The following is a 14,633-nucleotide window of genomic DNA, read 5'->3' as shown; positions in this document are numbered from 1 at the left end:
ACGGCAGGCAGGGGCCGTCCGGCAGTTTTCAGGCACCGATCTGTTCGATGATCCGACCCTGCGCCATCCGTACCGCCCGATCGCACATGTGGTCGATAACATCAGGATCGTGGCTGACCAGCACCATGGTTAAGCCATCCTGACGCTTCAGATCGTTCAGCAGATTGAGGATCTCCGCCTGTACCGACATATCCAGCGCCGAGGTAGGCTCATCCAGCAGCAGGATCTTCGGCTGCAACAGCAGGGCACGCACAATCGCCACGCGCTGGCGCTGACCGCCGGAAAGCTGGTGCGGATAGCGATCGGCCAGCGCCGGATCGAGCCCGACGTGGCGAAAGCCCTGGTCGATGCGATCGTTGATGTTGTCACGTTTAATCAGCTTCAGCGGCTCGGCCAGCGTCCGGCGCAGCCGGTGACGGGGATGCAGTGAGGCGTAGGGATCCTGAAACACCATCTGCACTTCCTGACGTAGCGCGCCGGTAAAGGCTTTGCCCGGCTCCACCAGATGACCGGCTAATTGCATCCGGCCCTGCCAGTGGGGATTCAGACCGGCCAGCACCCACAGCAGCGACGACTTCCCGCAGCCAGAGGGACCCACCAGACCAAAACATTCCCCGGCATTAACCTCAAGGTTGACCTCATGCACCACGGTGCGCAGCTCGTAACCCTGCTTATGGGCGACGCTGAGATCCTGCAACTTAATCATGATGTGCCTCCAGCGCCGCACGATCCAGCACCGGCAGCAGCTGGCCGTGGGTCGCTTTACCCGGACGGCAGGCCCACAGCGTGCGGGTATAAGGATGGGTCGCCCGCGGCAGTTCGGCGGCAGGCAGGGTATCGAGCAGGCGGCCTTTGTACATCACCATCACCCGCTCACAGTGTTCCGACACCTGCTGCAAATCGTGACTGATCAGCAGCAGCCCCATATTACGCGCTTCGACCAGACCGCGAATCAGCGCCAGCACCTGATCGCGCATCGCATGATCGAGTGCTGAGGTTGGTTCATCGGCGATCAGGAAATCAGGATCGGTAATCAGGGCGATCGCCAGCATCACACGCTGGCCCATGCCGCCAGAGAGCTGATGCGGATAGTGCTGCATCAGGCGACGTGGATCGGGCAGGCCGACCGCATCCAGCATCTCGCAGACCTTCTCTTTGCGCTCGGCGCGGCTCAGGTGACGGTGCAGAATCAGCGGTTCTTCAACCTGCCAGCCAATGGTACGCGTCGGGTTAAGCGCATATTTCGGGTCCTGCATCACCATCGCCACCCGGTTACCGCGCAGCTGGCTCCAGCGGCGCTCCGTCAGCGTCAGCGCATCCTCGCCTGCCACCTGTAGCTGCGTAGCCTGCAGATGCAGGGCCGGTGACAGCAGTCCCATCAGGCTGCGGGCGGTCAGCGATTTCCCTGAGCCGGATTCACCGACCAGCGCCACGCGCTCGCGGCCAATAGAAAAACCAATGTTGTCGACCAGCAGCGCATCATCGCTACGGATGGTCAGCCCTTCGGCGTGCAGCAGATTATTTGGCATGACGGGTATCCAGTCGGTCGCGCAGGCCGTCGCCTGTCAGGTTAAAGGCCAGGCTGGCAAACAGAATGGCAGCGCCCGGTGCAGCGGCGACCCACCATTGATCGAAAATGACTTTACTGCCTTCGGCCACCATCGATCCCCATTCGGCGGTTGGCGGCTGTACGCCCATGCCGAGAAAACCGAGACCGGCAGCCGCCAGAATGATGCCGCCGAGGCTCAGTGCCGCACGCACTACTGCGGTCGGCAGACAGAGCGGCAGGATATGGCCGAACATCAGACGAAAGCCGGTGATGCCCTGCATCCGCGCGGCGGCAAGGTAGTCGCTACGGCGCAGCGCCAGCGTTTCGGCGCGCGCCTGACGGGCAAACGGCGGCCAGCTGGTCAGCGCCAGCGCCAGCGCACCGTTCATCAGGCCAGGACCGAGAATCGCCACCAGCGCCAGCGCAATCACCAGATTGGGCAGCGACAGGAAGATATCGGTAATCCGCATCAGCAGGCGTTCAGTCCAGCCGCCGACGTAACCGGCGGTGATGCCGATCAGCAGGCCGGCCGGAATGGTCAGCACCAGAATCAGCGACACCAGCAGCAGGGTCGGACGCGCGCCGTAAATCACCCGCGACAGCAGATCGCGGCCAAAGCCGTCGGTGCCGAACCAGTGCTGCGCCGACGGCGCCAGCAGCCGGCTCGACATCGTTTGCAGATTAGGATCGAATGGCGCAACCAGCGGTGCCAGCAGCGCCATCAGGATCAGGATGGCGACTAGCGTCAGCCCAACGGTTAACGAGGTAACGCGTTGGCGGCGACGGCGTGGCCGCAGCGTTTCGAGTTCAGAAAGTTGTTGCGTCATCGGGTTCTCGGATCGGTTAACCAGGTTAAAACATCCGCCAGGGTGTTGATCAGGATAAAGCAGCTGCCGATCAACAGGGTGGAGCCGAGAATCGCCGGCACATCGCCGGAGAACAGGGCATTGGTCATGTAGCGGCCGACACCTGGCCAGGCGAAGACGGTTTCTGTCAGCACCGAGCCTTCCAGCAGCGTGGCGTAGGAGAGGGCGATCACCGTCACCAGCGTGCCCAGCACGTTCGGGAAAATGTGGCGCAGCAGGATGCGGACCCGACCGGCGCCTTTGGCCCGTGCCAGTACCACATACTCTTTGCTGCTCTCTTCCAGCAGCGCGGCGCGCAGCAGACGGGTAATCCCGGCCATTGCCAGCAGCCCGAGGATCACTACCGGCAGCCAGAGGTGTGCGATGGCGTTGCGGAACATCTCCGGCTCACCCGACAGCCAGCTGTCGATCAGCACAAAGCCGGTTTTCGGCTCAAGGGTGTAGACCCAGATATCGTCCAGTCGTCCCGGTCCGGCAGACCAGTGCAGCACCGCATAAAACAGCAGCAGACCCAGCAGGCCGAGCCAGAACATCGGCACCGAATAGCCGAGCAGGGAGATGAAGCGGGCCAGATTATCGATCCAGCTGCCCGGTTTCCACGCCGCCAGCAGCGCCAGCGTGACGCCAAATACCACGGCGAAAATCATTGCGCAGGTTGCCAGCTCAATCGTGGCGGGGAAGGTGGTCATCAGATCGCTGCTGACTGACTGATTGGTCAGCCGCGACACGCCGAGATCGCCCTGTGCCAGATGCGCAATGTAGCGCCAGAACTGCACCAGCACCGGCTGATCCAGCCCGAGATCGTGGCGCACCTGGGCATAAGTCGCTTCACTGGCGTGATCGCCGGCGATCTGCTGCACCGGATCGATCGGCGACAGATGCGACAGCATAAAGGTGAAGGCGAGCAGGCCAAGCAGGGTGACCAGTAGCGACAGGATGCTGCCGATCAGCCGCCCGCCTCGCTGCCAAAAAAGCCGGGCGGACCCGGCTGTAGCAACAGACTGTGCCATTACTTGGTGACCTGCGAGTAGTACACCATGTCAGGGTTGATGCCCTGGACATAGCCTTTCAGGTTGTCGCGCAGGGCGATCAGGTTCTTCGCCTGCATACCAATCACGTAAGGGGAGTTTTTCATGACCTCACGCTGCATCGCTTCATACAGGGCGACGCGTTTTTTCGCATCGCTTTCCGCCGTCGCCGCTACCACCTGCTTGTTCAGCTCCGGAATGTGCCAGTCGGAACGGAAGGCGATGGTTTTGCTGCCATCTTCCGGGTTATAGGCAAACGAGGCGGCGTTGGTGTTGGGATCAAAATAGTCCGAGCCCCAGGCGTTCAGCGTGGCCTCATACTTATGCGCTTTGACGTTGGTTGAGACTTCAGAACTCAGGCCCGGAACCACCTCGACCTTCACGCCACCTTTGGCGAAGCTGCCCTGCAGCGCCTGCGCGATGTCGAGATAAGGCGGCTGGTTGCTGGTGGAAAGCTTAAAGCTGACGTTGGTCAGGCCGGCTTTTTTCAGAATCGCTTTGGCTTTCTCAGGATCGTAGCTGTAAGGCGTATCGTTGATTGCGCCGAGGAAGCCTTTCGGCAGGAAGGTCTGGTGCACATCGAACTGGCCTTTCAGCAGCTCATTGGCGATACCTTTGTAATCCCACAGGTAGCGCGCCGCTTCCCAGAATGCCGGGTTCTTCATCGTCTCGTTGGCACCGATGTTGAACTGGATGTAGTAGAGCGAGGCCATCGGAATCGCTTCGGTCTTCACGCCGGGTTTGCCGTTCAGCGCGGCGATCTGATCGGCACCGAGGTTACGGGCGATATCGGCATCACCCTGTTCCAGCAGCAGACGACGCGCGGCCGGTTCCGGCACGTTCTTGATCAGGATGTTCTTCATTTTTGGCGCACCGGCCGGCGAGGTTGGGTTGGCGCTCAGCAGCACCACCTGATGCATCACCACTTTACGGATCTGATACGGGCCGCTGCCGGCTGAATGGGTTGCCAGCCAGCCGTTACCGAAATCGCCATTTTTCTGATTCGCCATCGCGGTTTTCTCGTCGATGATCGACGAAACCGGGGCTGAAAGCAGGCTCAGCACGTAGGTCGGGCTGACGTCGGCGGTCCAGCTGATCTGCACGTGATTGTCATCGACCTTCTTCAGAAAGCCATCAACGTTATCTTTGTTCCAGCCGAGCTGCGTCAGGATGAAAGAGGGATCGAGGTTCAGTTTCACCACCCGGCCCAGCGAGAAGATCACATCTTCCGGACGCAGCGGATTGCCGGTGGAGAATTTCGCGTCTTTACGCAGTTCAAAGGTCAGGCTGCGGTTGTCGCTGCCGGGCTGCCACGAAGTTGCCAGCGTCGGTTTCAGATCGACCGGATTCTGCGGGTCAGACTGAACCAGGCGTTGATAAATATTGGTAAAGGCCTGCACGCTGGTGAGTTCAAACCCTTTGGCCGGATCGAAGCTATCGGCATCGTCGGTAGACTGCGCAATCACCAGTGTATCTTTGGGCGTCGCAGCCTGAGCTGAGAAGGCGGCAGCCAGCGTCAGCGCCAGCAGTGATGGAATTATAGTTTTCATGAAATTTCCTTGCCTTAAAAAAGTTACGCGAGTTTACGAAAGGGCTGATGCGAAGAATAGTCGAATATGGGCTAATCATATGCCAAAAAGGTATAAGCGAAAGGTTGTGGTTATAAGAAGGTAAAGTATTTGTTGTGTTATTTCCGGCAGTGCAGAAACGGAACATCAACGAAACGATAATTGCTATTATTAACCCTTTACCACGACCTTACGCTGTTTATAATAGCGGCAAATTATTTCAGGAGAATTCAGTTGGACAGTCACCCTCGATTTATCTTTATTCCGGCAAGCTGAATTCTTTTCGCTGCTTGCCACCCGGCGGGCAGCAATCCTCTCTGTTAGTGACGATTGCGCTCCTTATTTATCATCCTGTTATCTGAATGAGTGCGCGTTATGCTGCTGTTTATCTTAGCCCTTTTTCCTCCACCCCGACTGGCGTAGCCCAGGCTGCGCCCGATCTCTGCTTTCTGACACCTATTACGCAGCGCTAATTTCGCGTCGCGCGAAATTCTGCACGCCCTTATTTCTGAATACAGGAGGGATATATGGACGATCCCCGAAGGACACTTAATTAAATAACCCGGCAACGCCAGGTCTTCTCCGCATACCTTATTTGGGTGTGCAGGATAACTATTGCTTTAAATCAGGGAGATGTCGAAATGAGCGACATGAAACTGGAACAGGTTGTCATCAAATCTGACGACCACCGCACCATGAAGAAAACCAAAAAACTTTTTGCTATCGCCCGTGAAGCGGTCCAGCCAGTCGACGTCACGCTGGCCAACCTGCGCAGCGACCGCGATGGACTGACCCACGCCGAGGCTGCAGCCCGTCTGAAACAGTATGGCCCGAATGAGGTGGCGCATGAAAAAGCCCCTCCGGCGCTGATTCAGCTGCTGATGGCCTTCAACAATCCGTTTATCTACGTATTACTGGTGCTGGCGCTGGTCAGCCTGTTTACCGACTATCTGCTGCCGCTGCGCGCCGGTGAGGAAACCGATCTATCGGGTGTGATCATCATTTCCACTATGGTGCTGCTGAGCGGACTGCTGCGCTTCTGGCAGGAATTCCGCACCAATCGTGCGGCGCAGGCGCTGAAGTCACTGGTGCGCAGCCAGGTCACAGTGCTGCGGCGTGATAGCGCCAGTGAAACTGCACAGCGTCACGACGTTGATATGCGCGAACTGGTGCCGGGCGATGTCATTCTGCTGAGCACCGGCGATCAGGTGCCTGCCGATGTCCGGCTGCTGAGTTCACGCAATCTGTTTATCAGCGAAGCGGTGCTGACCGGGGAATCCCTGCCGGTGGAGAAACAGAGTGGCAATATCACCGTCGATCCGCACGGCAAATCTGCCCAGGAGCTGCTGGCGCTCAATAACATCTGCCTGATGGGTACCAGCGTCGCCAGCGGCACGGCGAGCGCAGTGGTAGTAGCGACGGGCGGCGATACCTGGTTTGGATCGCTGGCCGCCTCGCTGGTGGGAAGCCGGCCGCAGACCGCCTTTGATCGCGGGGTTAATAGCGTCAGCCGGCTGCTGATTCGCTTTATGCTGGTGATGGTGCCGGTGGTGCTGCTGATTAACGGCTTCAGTAAAGGCGACTGGATGGATGCCACCCTGTTTGCGCTGGCGGTGGCGGTCGGCTTAACCCCGGAAATGCTGCCGATGATTGTCAGTGCCAATCTGGCCAAAGGCGCGATTGCGATGTCGCGACGCAAAGTGATCGTTAAACGGCTGAACGCCATTCAGAACCTCGGCGCGATGGACGTGCTGTGCACCGATAAAACCGGCACCCTGACTCAGGATACCATCCTGCTGGCGCACCACCTCAACCCGATGGGACAGGAAGATGGGCAGGTTCTGCTGCTGGGCTGGTTAAACAGCGGCAGCCAGAGTGGCGCGAAAAACCTGATGGATCGGGCGGTACTGATGGCTGGCGACAAAGTGATCTCTCAGACCCGGCGCAGCCAGTTTCATCTGATTGATGAGTTGCCGTTCGACTTCACCCGCCGCCGGGTGTCGGTGCTGGTTGAAGATCTGGCGCATCATCGCTCGCTGCTGATTTGCAAAGGCGCGGTAGAGGAGATGCTGGCGGTGAGCAGTGCGATTCGTCAGGGCGAGACGGTGGTTCCGCTGGATGAACGGCAGCGGGCAGAACTGCTGGCGCTGACCCAACGCTACCATCAGCAGGGCTATCGGGTATTGCTGGTGGCGACGCGCGAAGGTGATTTGCACGCGCCGCTCAGTAACAGTGACGAGCGTGAGCTGACGCTGGAAGGGCTGCTGACCTTCCGCGATCCACCAAAAGCCAGTGCCGGCAAGGCGATTCGGGCACTGCGCGACAGCGGCGTGGCGGTTAAAGTGCTGACCGGCGATAACCCGCTGGTGACCCTGCGCGTCTGTCAGGATGTCGGGCTGAGCGATCCGGCAATGCTGACCGGTGATCAGATTGAGGCGATGGATGATGCGCAGCTGGCGCAGGAAGCGGAGCGTTGTAGCCTGTTTGCTCAGCTGACGCCGCAGCAGAAATCACGCGTGGTGCGCCTGCTGCAACACAACGGCCATACCGTGGGTTTCCTTGGCGATGGTATCAACGATGCGCCAGCGCTGCGGGCGGCCGACACCGGAATTTCTGTTGATAGCGCGGCGGATGTGGCGAAAGCCTCGTCCGATATTATCCTGCTGGAGAAAGATCTGCAGGTGCTGGGTGAGGGGGTGCTGAAAGGACGGGAGACCTTTGGCAATATCATCAAGTATCTCAACATGACCGCCAGCTCAAACTTTGGCAACGTGTTCTCGCTGCTGATCGCCAGCGCCTTTATTCCGTTTCTGCCGATGCTGTCGATTCATCTGCTGATTCAGAACCTGATGTATGACGTTTCCCAGCTGGCACTGCCGTGGGACAAAGTAGACCGTGATTTTCTGCGTAAGCCACGCAAATGGGATGCCGGCAACATTAAACGCTTTATGTTGTGGATGGGGCCAACTTCGTCGATTTTTGACGTCACCACCTTTGCGCTGATGTGGTTTATCTTCAGTGCCAACCACGCTGAGGTGCAATCGCTGTTCCAGTCAGGCTGGTTTATTGAAGGTCTGCTGTCTCAGACGCTGGTGGTGCACATGCTGCGGACCCAGAAGATTCCGTTCATCCAGAGTCGCGCCACCTTACCGGTGATGCTGACCACCCTGACAGTAATGGTGCTGGGCATTCTGATTCCGTTCTCGCCGCTGGGGGCGATGGTCGGGCTGGTGCCGCTGCCATGGCAGTACTTCCCGTGGCTGGTGCTGACGCTATTCAGCTACTGCCTGGTGGCGCAGGGAATGAAACGTTGGTATATCCGCCGTTTCGGCCAGTGGTTCTGAGGAGACGATGATGAAAAATGGCCGGATCGACAAGGTGTTCATCGGCGTGATGCTCATCGGTGTTGTGCTGATCATGTTGACGGTAATTCTGCGCTAAACAGCGGCCGCGGGAAGACTCGCGGCCTGCGGCAATAAAAAAGGCGGCTCAGAAGGCCGCCTTTACTGTTGGTTCACGCCGCTTTCAGCGCTTACTGCTCGTCGCGTTCCCGACTGGCGCGCTGGCGTTCGTAGTATTCATCTTCTGCGGTAATGATCTCATCCAGCAGCGAATCCATATCTACATTGTGCTCTTCTTCAACGAACAGACCGGTGAGCGGCGTTTCAGGGGTTAATTTCCCGTCTTCATACAGCAGCCAGATCTCTTTGGCATAGCGCGTCTGCAACAGCTGCGGGGCGAACTGGCCGTAATAGGCGGTGATATTGTTAACGTCACGCTCGAACATTGATTCGGCGTGGTTGTTCGCCGCGGCATCGACCGCCTGTGGCAGGTCGATAATCACCGGACCTTCGGCATCAAGCAGCACGTTAAATTCTGACAAATCGCCGTGCACGATACCGGCACAAAGCATGCGCACGATATTGCGGATCATGGTGTGGAAATCAGCGATGGCGTCCGCTTCTGACAGGGTGACATCACTCAGCCGTGGCGCAACTGCGCCGTCCGCATCGGTCACCAGCTCCATCAGTAATACACCGTCAATGCACAGATAAGGCTGCGGCACGCGGACACCGGCGTTGGCGAGGCGGAACAGCGCATCAACTTCTGCCGTCTGCCACGACTCTTCCTGCTGCTTGCGACCGAATTTGGTACCTTTCTGCATCGCACGCGCGTTACGGGTGTTACGGGTTTTACGTCCTTCCTGATACTGCACTGCCTGCTTAAAGCTACGCTGCGTCGCCTCTTTATAGACTTTGGCGCACTGGATCTTGTCACCGCATAACACAGTGTAGACGTCAGCTTCCTTGCCACTTTTCAGTCGCTGAAGCACGTCATCAATCAGGCCATCATCGACCAGAGGTTGGATTCTGTTTGGGATTTTCATGCGGCTTTATACCTTATTTCAGCCCCTTTTCGTATCAATAACACCAACGGCGATAATAGAAAAAAATTGGCAACGTCTGAAGGAAGTGACTAATTCTACCCTGGAAAAAGGTTTTAGGAAGGTGATCCTTTATTGACCGGCCAGCATCAGGCGGGTTTAAGCGGAGTCAGGCAATTTGACGGGCTGATTGATGACAATCGGTAAATCGCTTTACCGTCGGCGGGCAATCCTGACGCTATTGCTTTTTAATCAGAATCAGGCTTAGCGGAACGAGCAACAGAGTGCCCTGAAGAAAAGGCTATGACGAAATCCTGCGGCTGAATGGCAGGATTTCGACCAGCGTCATCGGGTTACTTCAGACCTTTGAGCAGTTTCACCGTGCTTTCGATGTCGATCTCATCTTCGGTGAAGATTAAGGTCGAACCCTGAAAGGTAGTGATTGCCAGCTTTTTCAGCGATCGCATTTCACCGGGCTTCACGTCTGATTTCGGTCGGATATTGCTTAACAGCACGCCTACCGACAGCACCGGATTCTCTTTATCGATGCGGGTGTCGACCGGCACTTCTTCGCTGTAGACCAGGTAAGATTTGATCGCGGTGATCTTGATGCGCTCGCCGGCGATAAAGATGTATTTGCTTTCCGGCACCACTTTCACCGCATAGGCCGACAGACCTTTGTTGTTGGTGGTGGGTTCAAAGGTGACGGCAGCGTCTTTCTTGATCAGATCAGGGTTGGCGACCTTAATCACATGAAAATAGCGGTTCTCACCGTTTTCATCTTTGATAAAACCAAAACCCTTATCTTTGAACCAGGTTGTGATTGTTCCGTTCATCGCCATTACCGCCTGTTTAATCGTTTATCTACTCAGTTTTTTACAGCGCGCAGTGTAAAGCACAATGCCTGCGCAGACTATATCAGTGTGGATGATAAATTTTGGTCTGTAAGAGAGCAAGCCGGTGAAGCGCTAAACGGTGCCGGGATAATCGCGGGTCAGGCGTTGTGAAAAAGTTCACCACGCAGTTGCAAAGAGAAGGGACGTTGGCCTGGTCTGGACAGTACGCGGATAAGCGCTGCAGATGATGATGCCGGTCGCATGATCCGGGCAGGTGAGGTCACCATCGTAACCTGCCGCCTGCCCGGCGCGTTCGGGTAAGGTTACTCGTTACCCCATTGGTTCAGGAAGGTCGCAATCTCATCGATACGCTCTGCATCGATGTCCGCTTCAGTGGCCATCTGCTGCTGCGATTCTTCACTGATCTCTTCATTGTTCATCAGACGGGTGATCAGTAACTGGAAATAGTGCGCCAGCGGTGTGCGTTCTGCGTCGCTCACCGGCTTAGCGGATTCGGTCGCATACTCATCTGCGACGTCATAGTACTTGAGGGGAATATCGTTAGTCATAAAGAGTCCGCTAAGTTGAGGTTCCGTTCAGGTGCTGCCTGCGCTCGGTGGTGCAGATAGCCGGGTTATTATTTCGTGTTTGGGTTGGGGCTGTAAAGGGATAGCTATAGCGGGCATTGTTGAATTTATCAGTAACAAAAGCCCGGTAAGCGACCTTACTTAAAGTCATGCGCGAATTAGTCTGGTTCCAGAATTGAAATTCTGTAGAGCAGAATAGCGCGATGAATTATGCGGATACGTTCTCAATCTGTTCCACTATACACTCCGGATGAGCCTGCAGTCGCGCTAAAGCCTCGGCATAAGAGGGCATCGAATCGGCGGCACCAGCGCGTTCAACGCAGAGTGAGGCAAATGCCGCAGCGAACCGCGCCGCCTGCGGCAGATCGTCGCCGGAAGCGAGCCTGGCGGCGAGCGCGCCATTGAACGCGTCGCCGGCGCCGGTGGTGTCGCGCGGCTGTGCCGGAAATAGCGGAATGCGCTGCTGTTGCGAGGGCGTTGATAGCAGGGCGCCGGCAATGCCTAGCGTAATGATTACCTGTCGCGCACCCTTACGATGCAACACCTCGGCGGCACGGCGCGCGCTGGCAAAATCCGTTACCGTTACGCCACTGAGTTGAGTCGCTTCGGTGCTGTTCGGCGTCAGCAGATCAATTTTTGCCAGCAGCGCATCGTTGATTTTCTGCCACGGTGCCGGATTGAGGATCACAAACGTGCCGCTGGCGCGGGCGCTATCAATCATGCGCTGAATAGCGTTGAGGTTATTCTCCAGTTGTACCAGCAGAATATCTGCTGCGGCTACCGTGGGCTGGCAGCGCGTAATCTCAGCGGCGGTCACGGTGGTATTGGCACCCGGATAGACTGAAATCATATTTTCGGCGTCGTCGCCTGCTACGTAAATCAGCGCGTTACCGGTGGGCTTCTCTTTACAGGTAAACAGCGTAATCGCGTCAAAGCCGGTTTTCTCCAGATGACGTCGCGCAAAGAGGCCAAAATCGTCATTGCCCACTTTACCGATGTAGTGCACCCGCGCACCGGCACGCAGTGCCGCCGTGGCCTGATTTGCACCTTTACCTCCCGCACCCATCATACTGTGGTGCGCCGTCAGCGACTCTCCCGGCAGCGGAAAGCGACGCATGACTGCAACAATATCGAGATTAAAGGAACCGAAAACACACACTTTTCCTTTCATCATAGGCTCCTGAACCGGCGTTCAGCGGCGAGACAGGCACCGCGACAGCCCGTATAGTCGGTTGAGTGGCTGAATATAATCTTCAGGTTTTCGCGCGTGACCGGTGGCCGCAAATGCTGTTGAATCTGGTTGCGCAGCAGCGCCAGCGGAAAATCAGCCATCGCCAGCACGCCGCCGCCGAGGATCAGATACTCCGGATCGAGAATATTCATCTCGGTGGCGATCAGCTGAGCCAGCCGCCGCACAAACGCCTGCAGATCCGGCTGTTCGCCGTGGCGGGTAAACAGCGCTGAGATGGGCGTGTCGGCGGCGTTCAGTGCCGCCCAGTGGCTCAGCCAGTGACCCGACGTCAGCGTTTCCGCACAGCCGTGGTTGCCGCACGGGCAGGGGAGATCGTTTCCCGCAACCGGCACATGCCCCAGTTCGCCCGCGCCGCCGTGCTCGCCGTGATAAAAGCGGCCATTCAGCCACAGACTGTTGCCCATCCCGGTGCCGGGGTAGAGGCCCACTGCGTTATCCGGCAGCTGCTCCAGCTGCAGCAGATCCCACAACATAAGATGGTTAACATCTTTGTCCATCGCCACTGGCATACTGAGTTGAGCTGCCAGGCGTGCCGCCACTGGCTGATGATCCAGCGCCTGAATAAAGGGCAGCGAGATCACCTGCTTTCTGTCGCGGCTGAGGATACCCGGCAGACCCAGCATAATGCCGCTGACCGGCTGCTGCTCCAGCGTCTCATCAATGAGCTGGCCAAGCGCCAGCAGCGCGTCGGGCTGCTGCGCCCAGCTGGCGGTAGGCACCTTGCGAAAGCTGTTCCAGACGCCTCCCTCTTCCATCAGCTGCAGTCGGGTACCGGTGCCGCCAATATCGATACCAAGCCAGCGTGATCTCATGCGGACACCTGCGCCAGCCCCTGGGCCTCATCAATGCTGTCGCGCATCATCTCCCACGCGGTGGCTAAATCGTCATGGATGTTAAACAGGCCGGAGGTGCCGACAATCAGCACTTCGGCGCCTGCGCCGATCAGCGGGTTATAGGTGCGGGTATTGCAGGAGCCGTCAATCTCAATCAGATAGTGATAGCTGTGCTGTTGCTTCAGCGCTTTCAGCTCGCGCACCTTTTCAACCATCTCCGGAATAAAGGGCTGGCCGGCGTAGCCAGGATCCACCGTCATCACGGTGATCTTATCGAGCAGATGAATATAATGCTGAATGTAGGAAACCGGCGTGGCAGGATTCAGCACCACGCCCACTTTTTTCCCGAAGCTACGGATCAGGTTAATGACGCGAAATGCATCGCGGTTAATGGTCTCAGCGTGCGGACAGATAAAGTCAGCCCCTGCTTTTGCGACCGCCTCGATAAAATCAGTCGGCTCTTCCACCATCAAATGCACATCGATCGCGACACGGGTATAAGGACGGATCTGCTCAATAAAGAAGGGGGAGAGCGTAATGTTTTTTACGTAGTGACCATCCATGATATCCACGTGAAGAAAGTCAGCGCGCGAGTCGAGAACCTGCAGCTGGTGCTTGATCTCCATCAGGTTCATACACATCAGTGACGGGGAGATTTGAGTACGCATCATACTTCCTTCTTTTCAGTCAGAGGATTAAGCACCGCGGCCAGCTTGCTGAGCTTTACTGCACGGTGTTCGTTGAATCGGGTTTTGAATTGTTTAAAAGCGAGTACCACAATCAGCACTGCCCCCCACATCGCCAGACTGACGTGCTGGCTGATGTTCATTAGATTGAAACCGGTGGAAAGCACCTGTAGCGCAATCAGTGCCAGCACCACGCCCGTGACGCGTCCGAAGCCGCCGTTGGGATCCGTGCCGCCAAGAATAATCGCCAGCACCGTCAGCAGCAGATAGGCGTCGCCGTAGCCCATGCGCGCGGAGTTAAAGCGCGCCATCATAATCAGGCCCGCCAGGACGCAAAGCAGGCTGGAGATCACGTAAACCAGCATCACCATGCGATGGGTATTGATGCCGCTAAACCAGGTAGCGTTGATGTTGCTGCCGCCCATGTAGATACATTTACCGGCGCGGGTTTTACCGAGAAACAGCGCCAGCAGCGCGGCGGCAATCAGGAACACCCAGAGCGGCAGCGGCATACCGAGCAACGTGTCCGCACCCAGTGCCTGCACCACCGGCGGCATACCGCTAATGGCGGCACCTTTGGTCAGCCAGATTCCGACGCCGTTTAGCGTCATCATCGTTGCCAGCGTTACCAGAATCGGGTGTGCGCCGATTCGCGTCACCATCAGACCCGTCACCACACCGATCGCGGCGGCGATCAGCATGGCGCCAATGATGGCGATAAACAGCCAGAGCAGCTGCAACGCCATGCCGGCATTGGCGGGCAGCGCGCTCATCAGCGTCCAGGCGACAAACAGTGCAGTGAGGTTAGCGGTAGCGATAATGGCAAGGTTCAGGCCGCCGCTGAGAATGGCGATAAACATCGCCAGCGTGAGTAAACCCAGTTCCGGCAGCTGAAACGCCATACTCATAAAGGTTGAGTCGGTCAGGAAGCGACCCGGTAACATCAGCGTAAAGGTGGCAAGCGCCAGCGCGATAAGCAGCATCAGGCCGATGTTGGTACCGTCTGGGCGCAGTGCAGTCAGTGATTTCATCATCAGTGCCCTC

14 protein-coding genes are annotated in these 14,633 nt (G+C 57.3%); 2 read left to right on the top strand and 12 right to left on the bottom strand.

What is annotated here, in order from left to right; genetic code table 11:
- Positions 1 to 28: 28 nt before the first annotated feature.
- From FHW04_RS21695 to FHW04_RS21675, 5 genes are read right to left on the bottom strand one after another with little or no spacing between them, the layout of a single operon-like run.
- Entirely contained in the window at positions 29 to 706 is a 678-nt protein-coding gene (locus tag FHW04_RS21695) for an ABC transporter ATP-binding protein (RefSeq protein ID WP_069729691.1), read from the bottom strand.
- Positions 699 to 1,529: an ABC transporter ATP-binding protein gene (locus FHW04_RS21690; protein ID WP_031376468.1), complete on the bottom strand. Its 831-nt coding sequence runs from the start codon at positions 1,527 to 1,529 to the stop codon at positions 699 to 701. The genes FHW04_RS21695 and FHW04_RS21690 overlap by 8 nt, the downstream gene beginning before the upstream one ends.
- On the bottom strand, positions 1,519 to 2,376 hold the full coding sequence (locus FHW04_RS21685) for an ABC transporter permease (RefSeq protein WP_089562473.1): 858 nt from the start codon (positions 2,374 to 2,376) through the stop codon (positions 1,519 to 1,521). Before FHW04_RS21685 ends, FHW04_RS21690 begins: the two co-directional genes overlap by 11 nt.
- Positions 2,373 to 3,425, bottom strand: coding sequence for an ABC transporter permease (locus tag FHW04_RS21680; protein ID WP_089562472.1), 1,053 nt, complete (start codon positions 3,423 to 3,425; stop codon positions 2,373 to 2,375). Before FHW04_RS21680 ends, FHW04_RS21685 begins: the two co-directional genes overlap by 4 nt.
- Positions 3,425 to 4,993 (bottom strand): ABC transporter substrate-binding protein, encoded by a 1,569-nt coding sequence (locus FHW04_RS21675; protein ID WP_031378047.1) that lies wholly within the window; start codon positions 4,991 to 4,993, stop codon positions 3,425 to 3,427. The genes FHW04_RS21680 and FHW04_RS21675 overlap by 1 nt, the downstream gene beginning before the upstream one ends.
- Positions 4,994 to 5,652: 659 nt before the next feature.
- On the opposite strand from FHW04_RS21675, the gene mgtA reads away from it, so the two are divergent.
- On the top strand, positions 5,653 to 8,355 hold the full coding sequence (mgtA, locus tag FHW04_RS21670; protein WP_089562471.1) for a magnesium-translocating P-type ATPase: 2,703 nt from the start codon (positions 5,653 to 5,655) through the stop codon (positions 8,353 to 8,355).
- A 7-nt stretch (positions 8,356 to 8,362) separates the two neighbouring features.
- Positions 8,363 to 8,452 carry a magnesium transporter protection protein MgtU gene (gene mgtU / locus FHW04_RS21665; RefSeq protein WP_252867572.1) on the top strand — a complete coding sequence of 30 codons (90 nt, stop codon included), beginning with the start codon at positions 8,363 to 8,365 and terminating at the stop codon, positions 8,450 to 8,452.
- 91 nt (positions 8,453 to 8,543) lie between these two features.
- Here the strand turns inward: mgtU and FHW04_RS21660 are convergent, their stop codons facing one another.
- The 7 genes from FHW04_RS21660 to FHW04_RS21630 all read right to left on the bottom strand — a co-directional run bounded on the left by FHW04_RS21660 (position 8,544) and on the right by FHW04_RS21630 (position 14,620).
- Positions 8,544 to 9,398, bottom strand: a complete 855-nt coding sequence (locus FHW04_RS21660; RefSeq protein ID WP_031378049.1) for a PA4780 family RIO1-like protein kinase — start codon at positions 9,396 to 9,398, stop codon at positions 8,544 to 8,546.
- Between the two features lie 350 nt (positions 9,399 to 9,748).
- Positions 9,749 to 10,237 carry a cold-shock protein gene (locus tag FHW04_RS21655; RefSeq protein ID WP_031378050.1) on the bottom strand — a complete coding sequence of 163 codons (489 nt, stop codon included), beginning with the start codon at positions 10,235 to 10,237 and terminating at the stop codon, positions 9,749 to 9,751.
- A gap of 317 nt (positions 10,238 to 10,554) precedes the next feature.
- The gene (locus tag FHW04_RS21650) at positions 10,555 to 10,800 is read right to left on the bottom strand and encodes a YmjA family protein (RefSeq protein ID WP_069729686.1); all 246 of its coding nucleotides are present in this window, start codon (positions 10,798 to 10,800) and stop codon (positions 10,555 to 10,557) included.
- A 226-nt stretch (positions 10,801 to 11,026) separates the two neighbouring features.
- Entirely contained in the window at positions 11,027 to 11,989 is a 963-nt protein-coding gene (locus tag FHW04_RS21645; protein WP_089562470.1) for a ribokinase, read from the bottom strand.
- Complete coding sequence (gene alsK, locus FHW04_RS21640) at positions 11,989 to 12,882, bottom strand: allose kinase (protein ID WP_089562469.1); 894 nt, start codon at positions 12,880 to 12,882, stop codon at positions 11,989 to 11,991. Before alsK ends, FHW04_RS21645 begins: the two co-directional genes overlap by 1 nt.
- Complete coding sequence (gene alsE / locus FHW04_RS21635; RefSeq protein WP_031376606.1) at positions 12,879 to 13,571, bottom strand: D-allulose 6-phosphate 3-epimerase; 693 nt, start codon at positions 13,569 to 13,571, stop codon at positions 12,879 to 12,881. Before alsE ends, alsK begins: the two co-directional genes overlap by 4 nt.
- The gene (locus FHW04_RS21630; protein WP_031376607.1) at positions 13,571 to 14,620 is read right to left on the bottom strand and encodes an ABC transporter permease; all 1,050 of its coding nucleotides are present in this window, start codon (positions 14,618 to 14,620) and stop codon (positions 13,571 to 13,573) included. The genes alsE and FHW04_RS21630 overlap by 1 nt, the downstream gene beginning before the upstream one ends.
- Between the last annotated feature and the right edge of the window lie 13 nt (positions 14,621 to 14,633).

The organism is Pantoea sp. AN62 (assembly GCF_050432985.1).
Lineage (GTDB): Bacteria > Pseudomonadota > Gammaproteobacteria > Enterobacterales > Enterobacteriaceae > Pantoea > Pantoea brenneri.
Note: the sequence above shows the minus strand (reverse complement) of the source record. Positions and strands in the feature narration are given on the sequence as shown.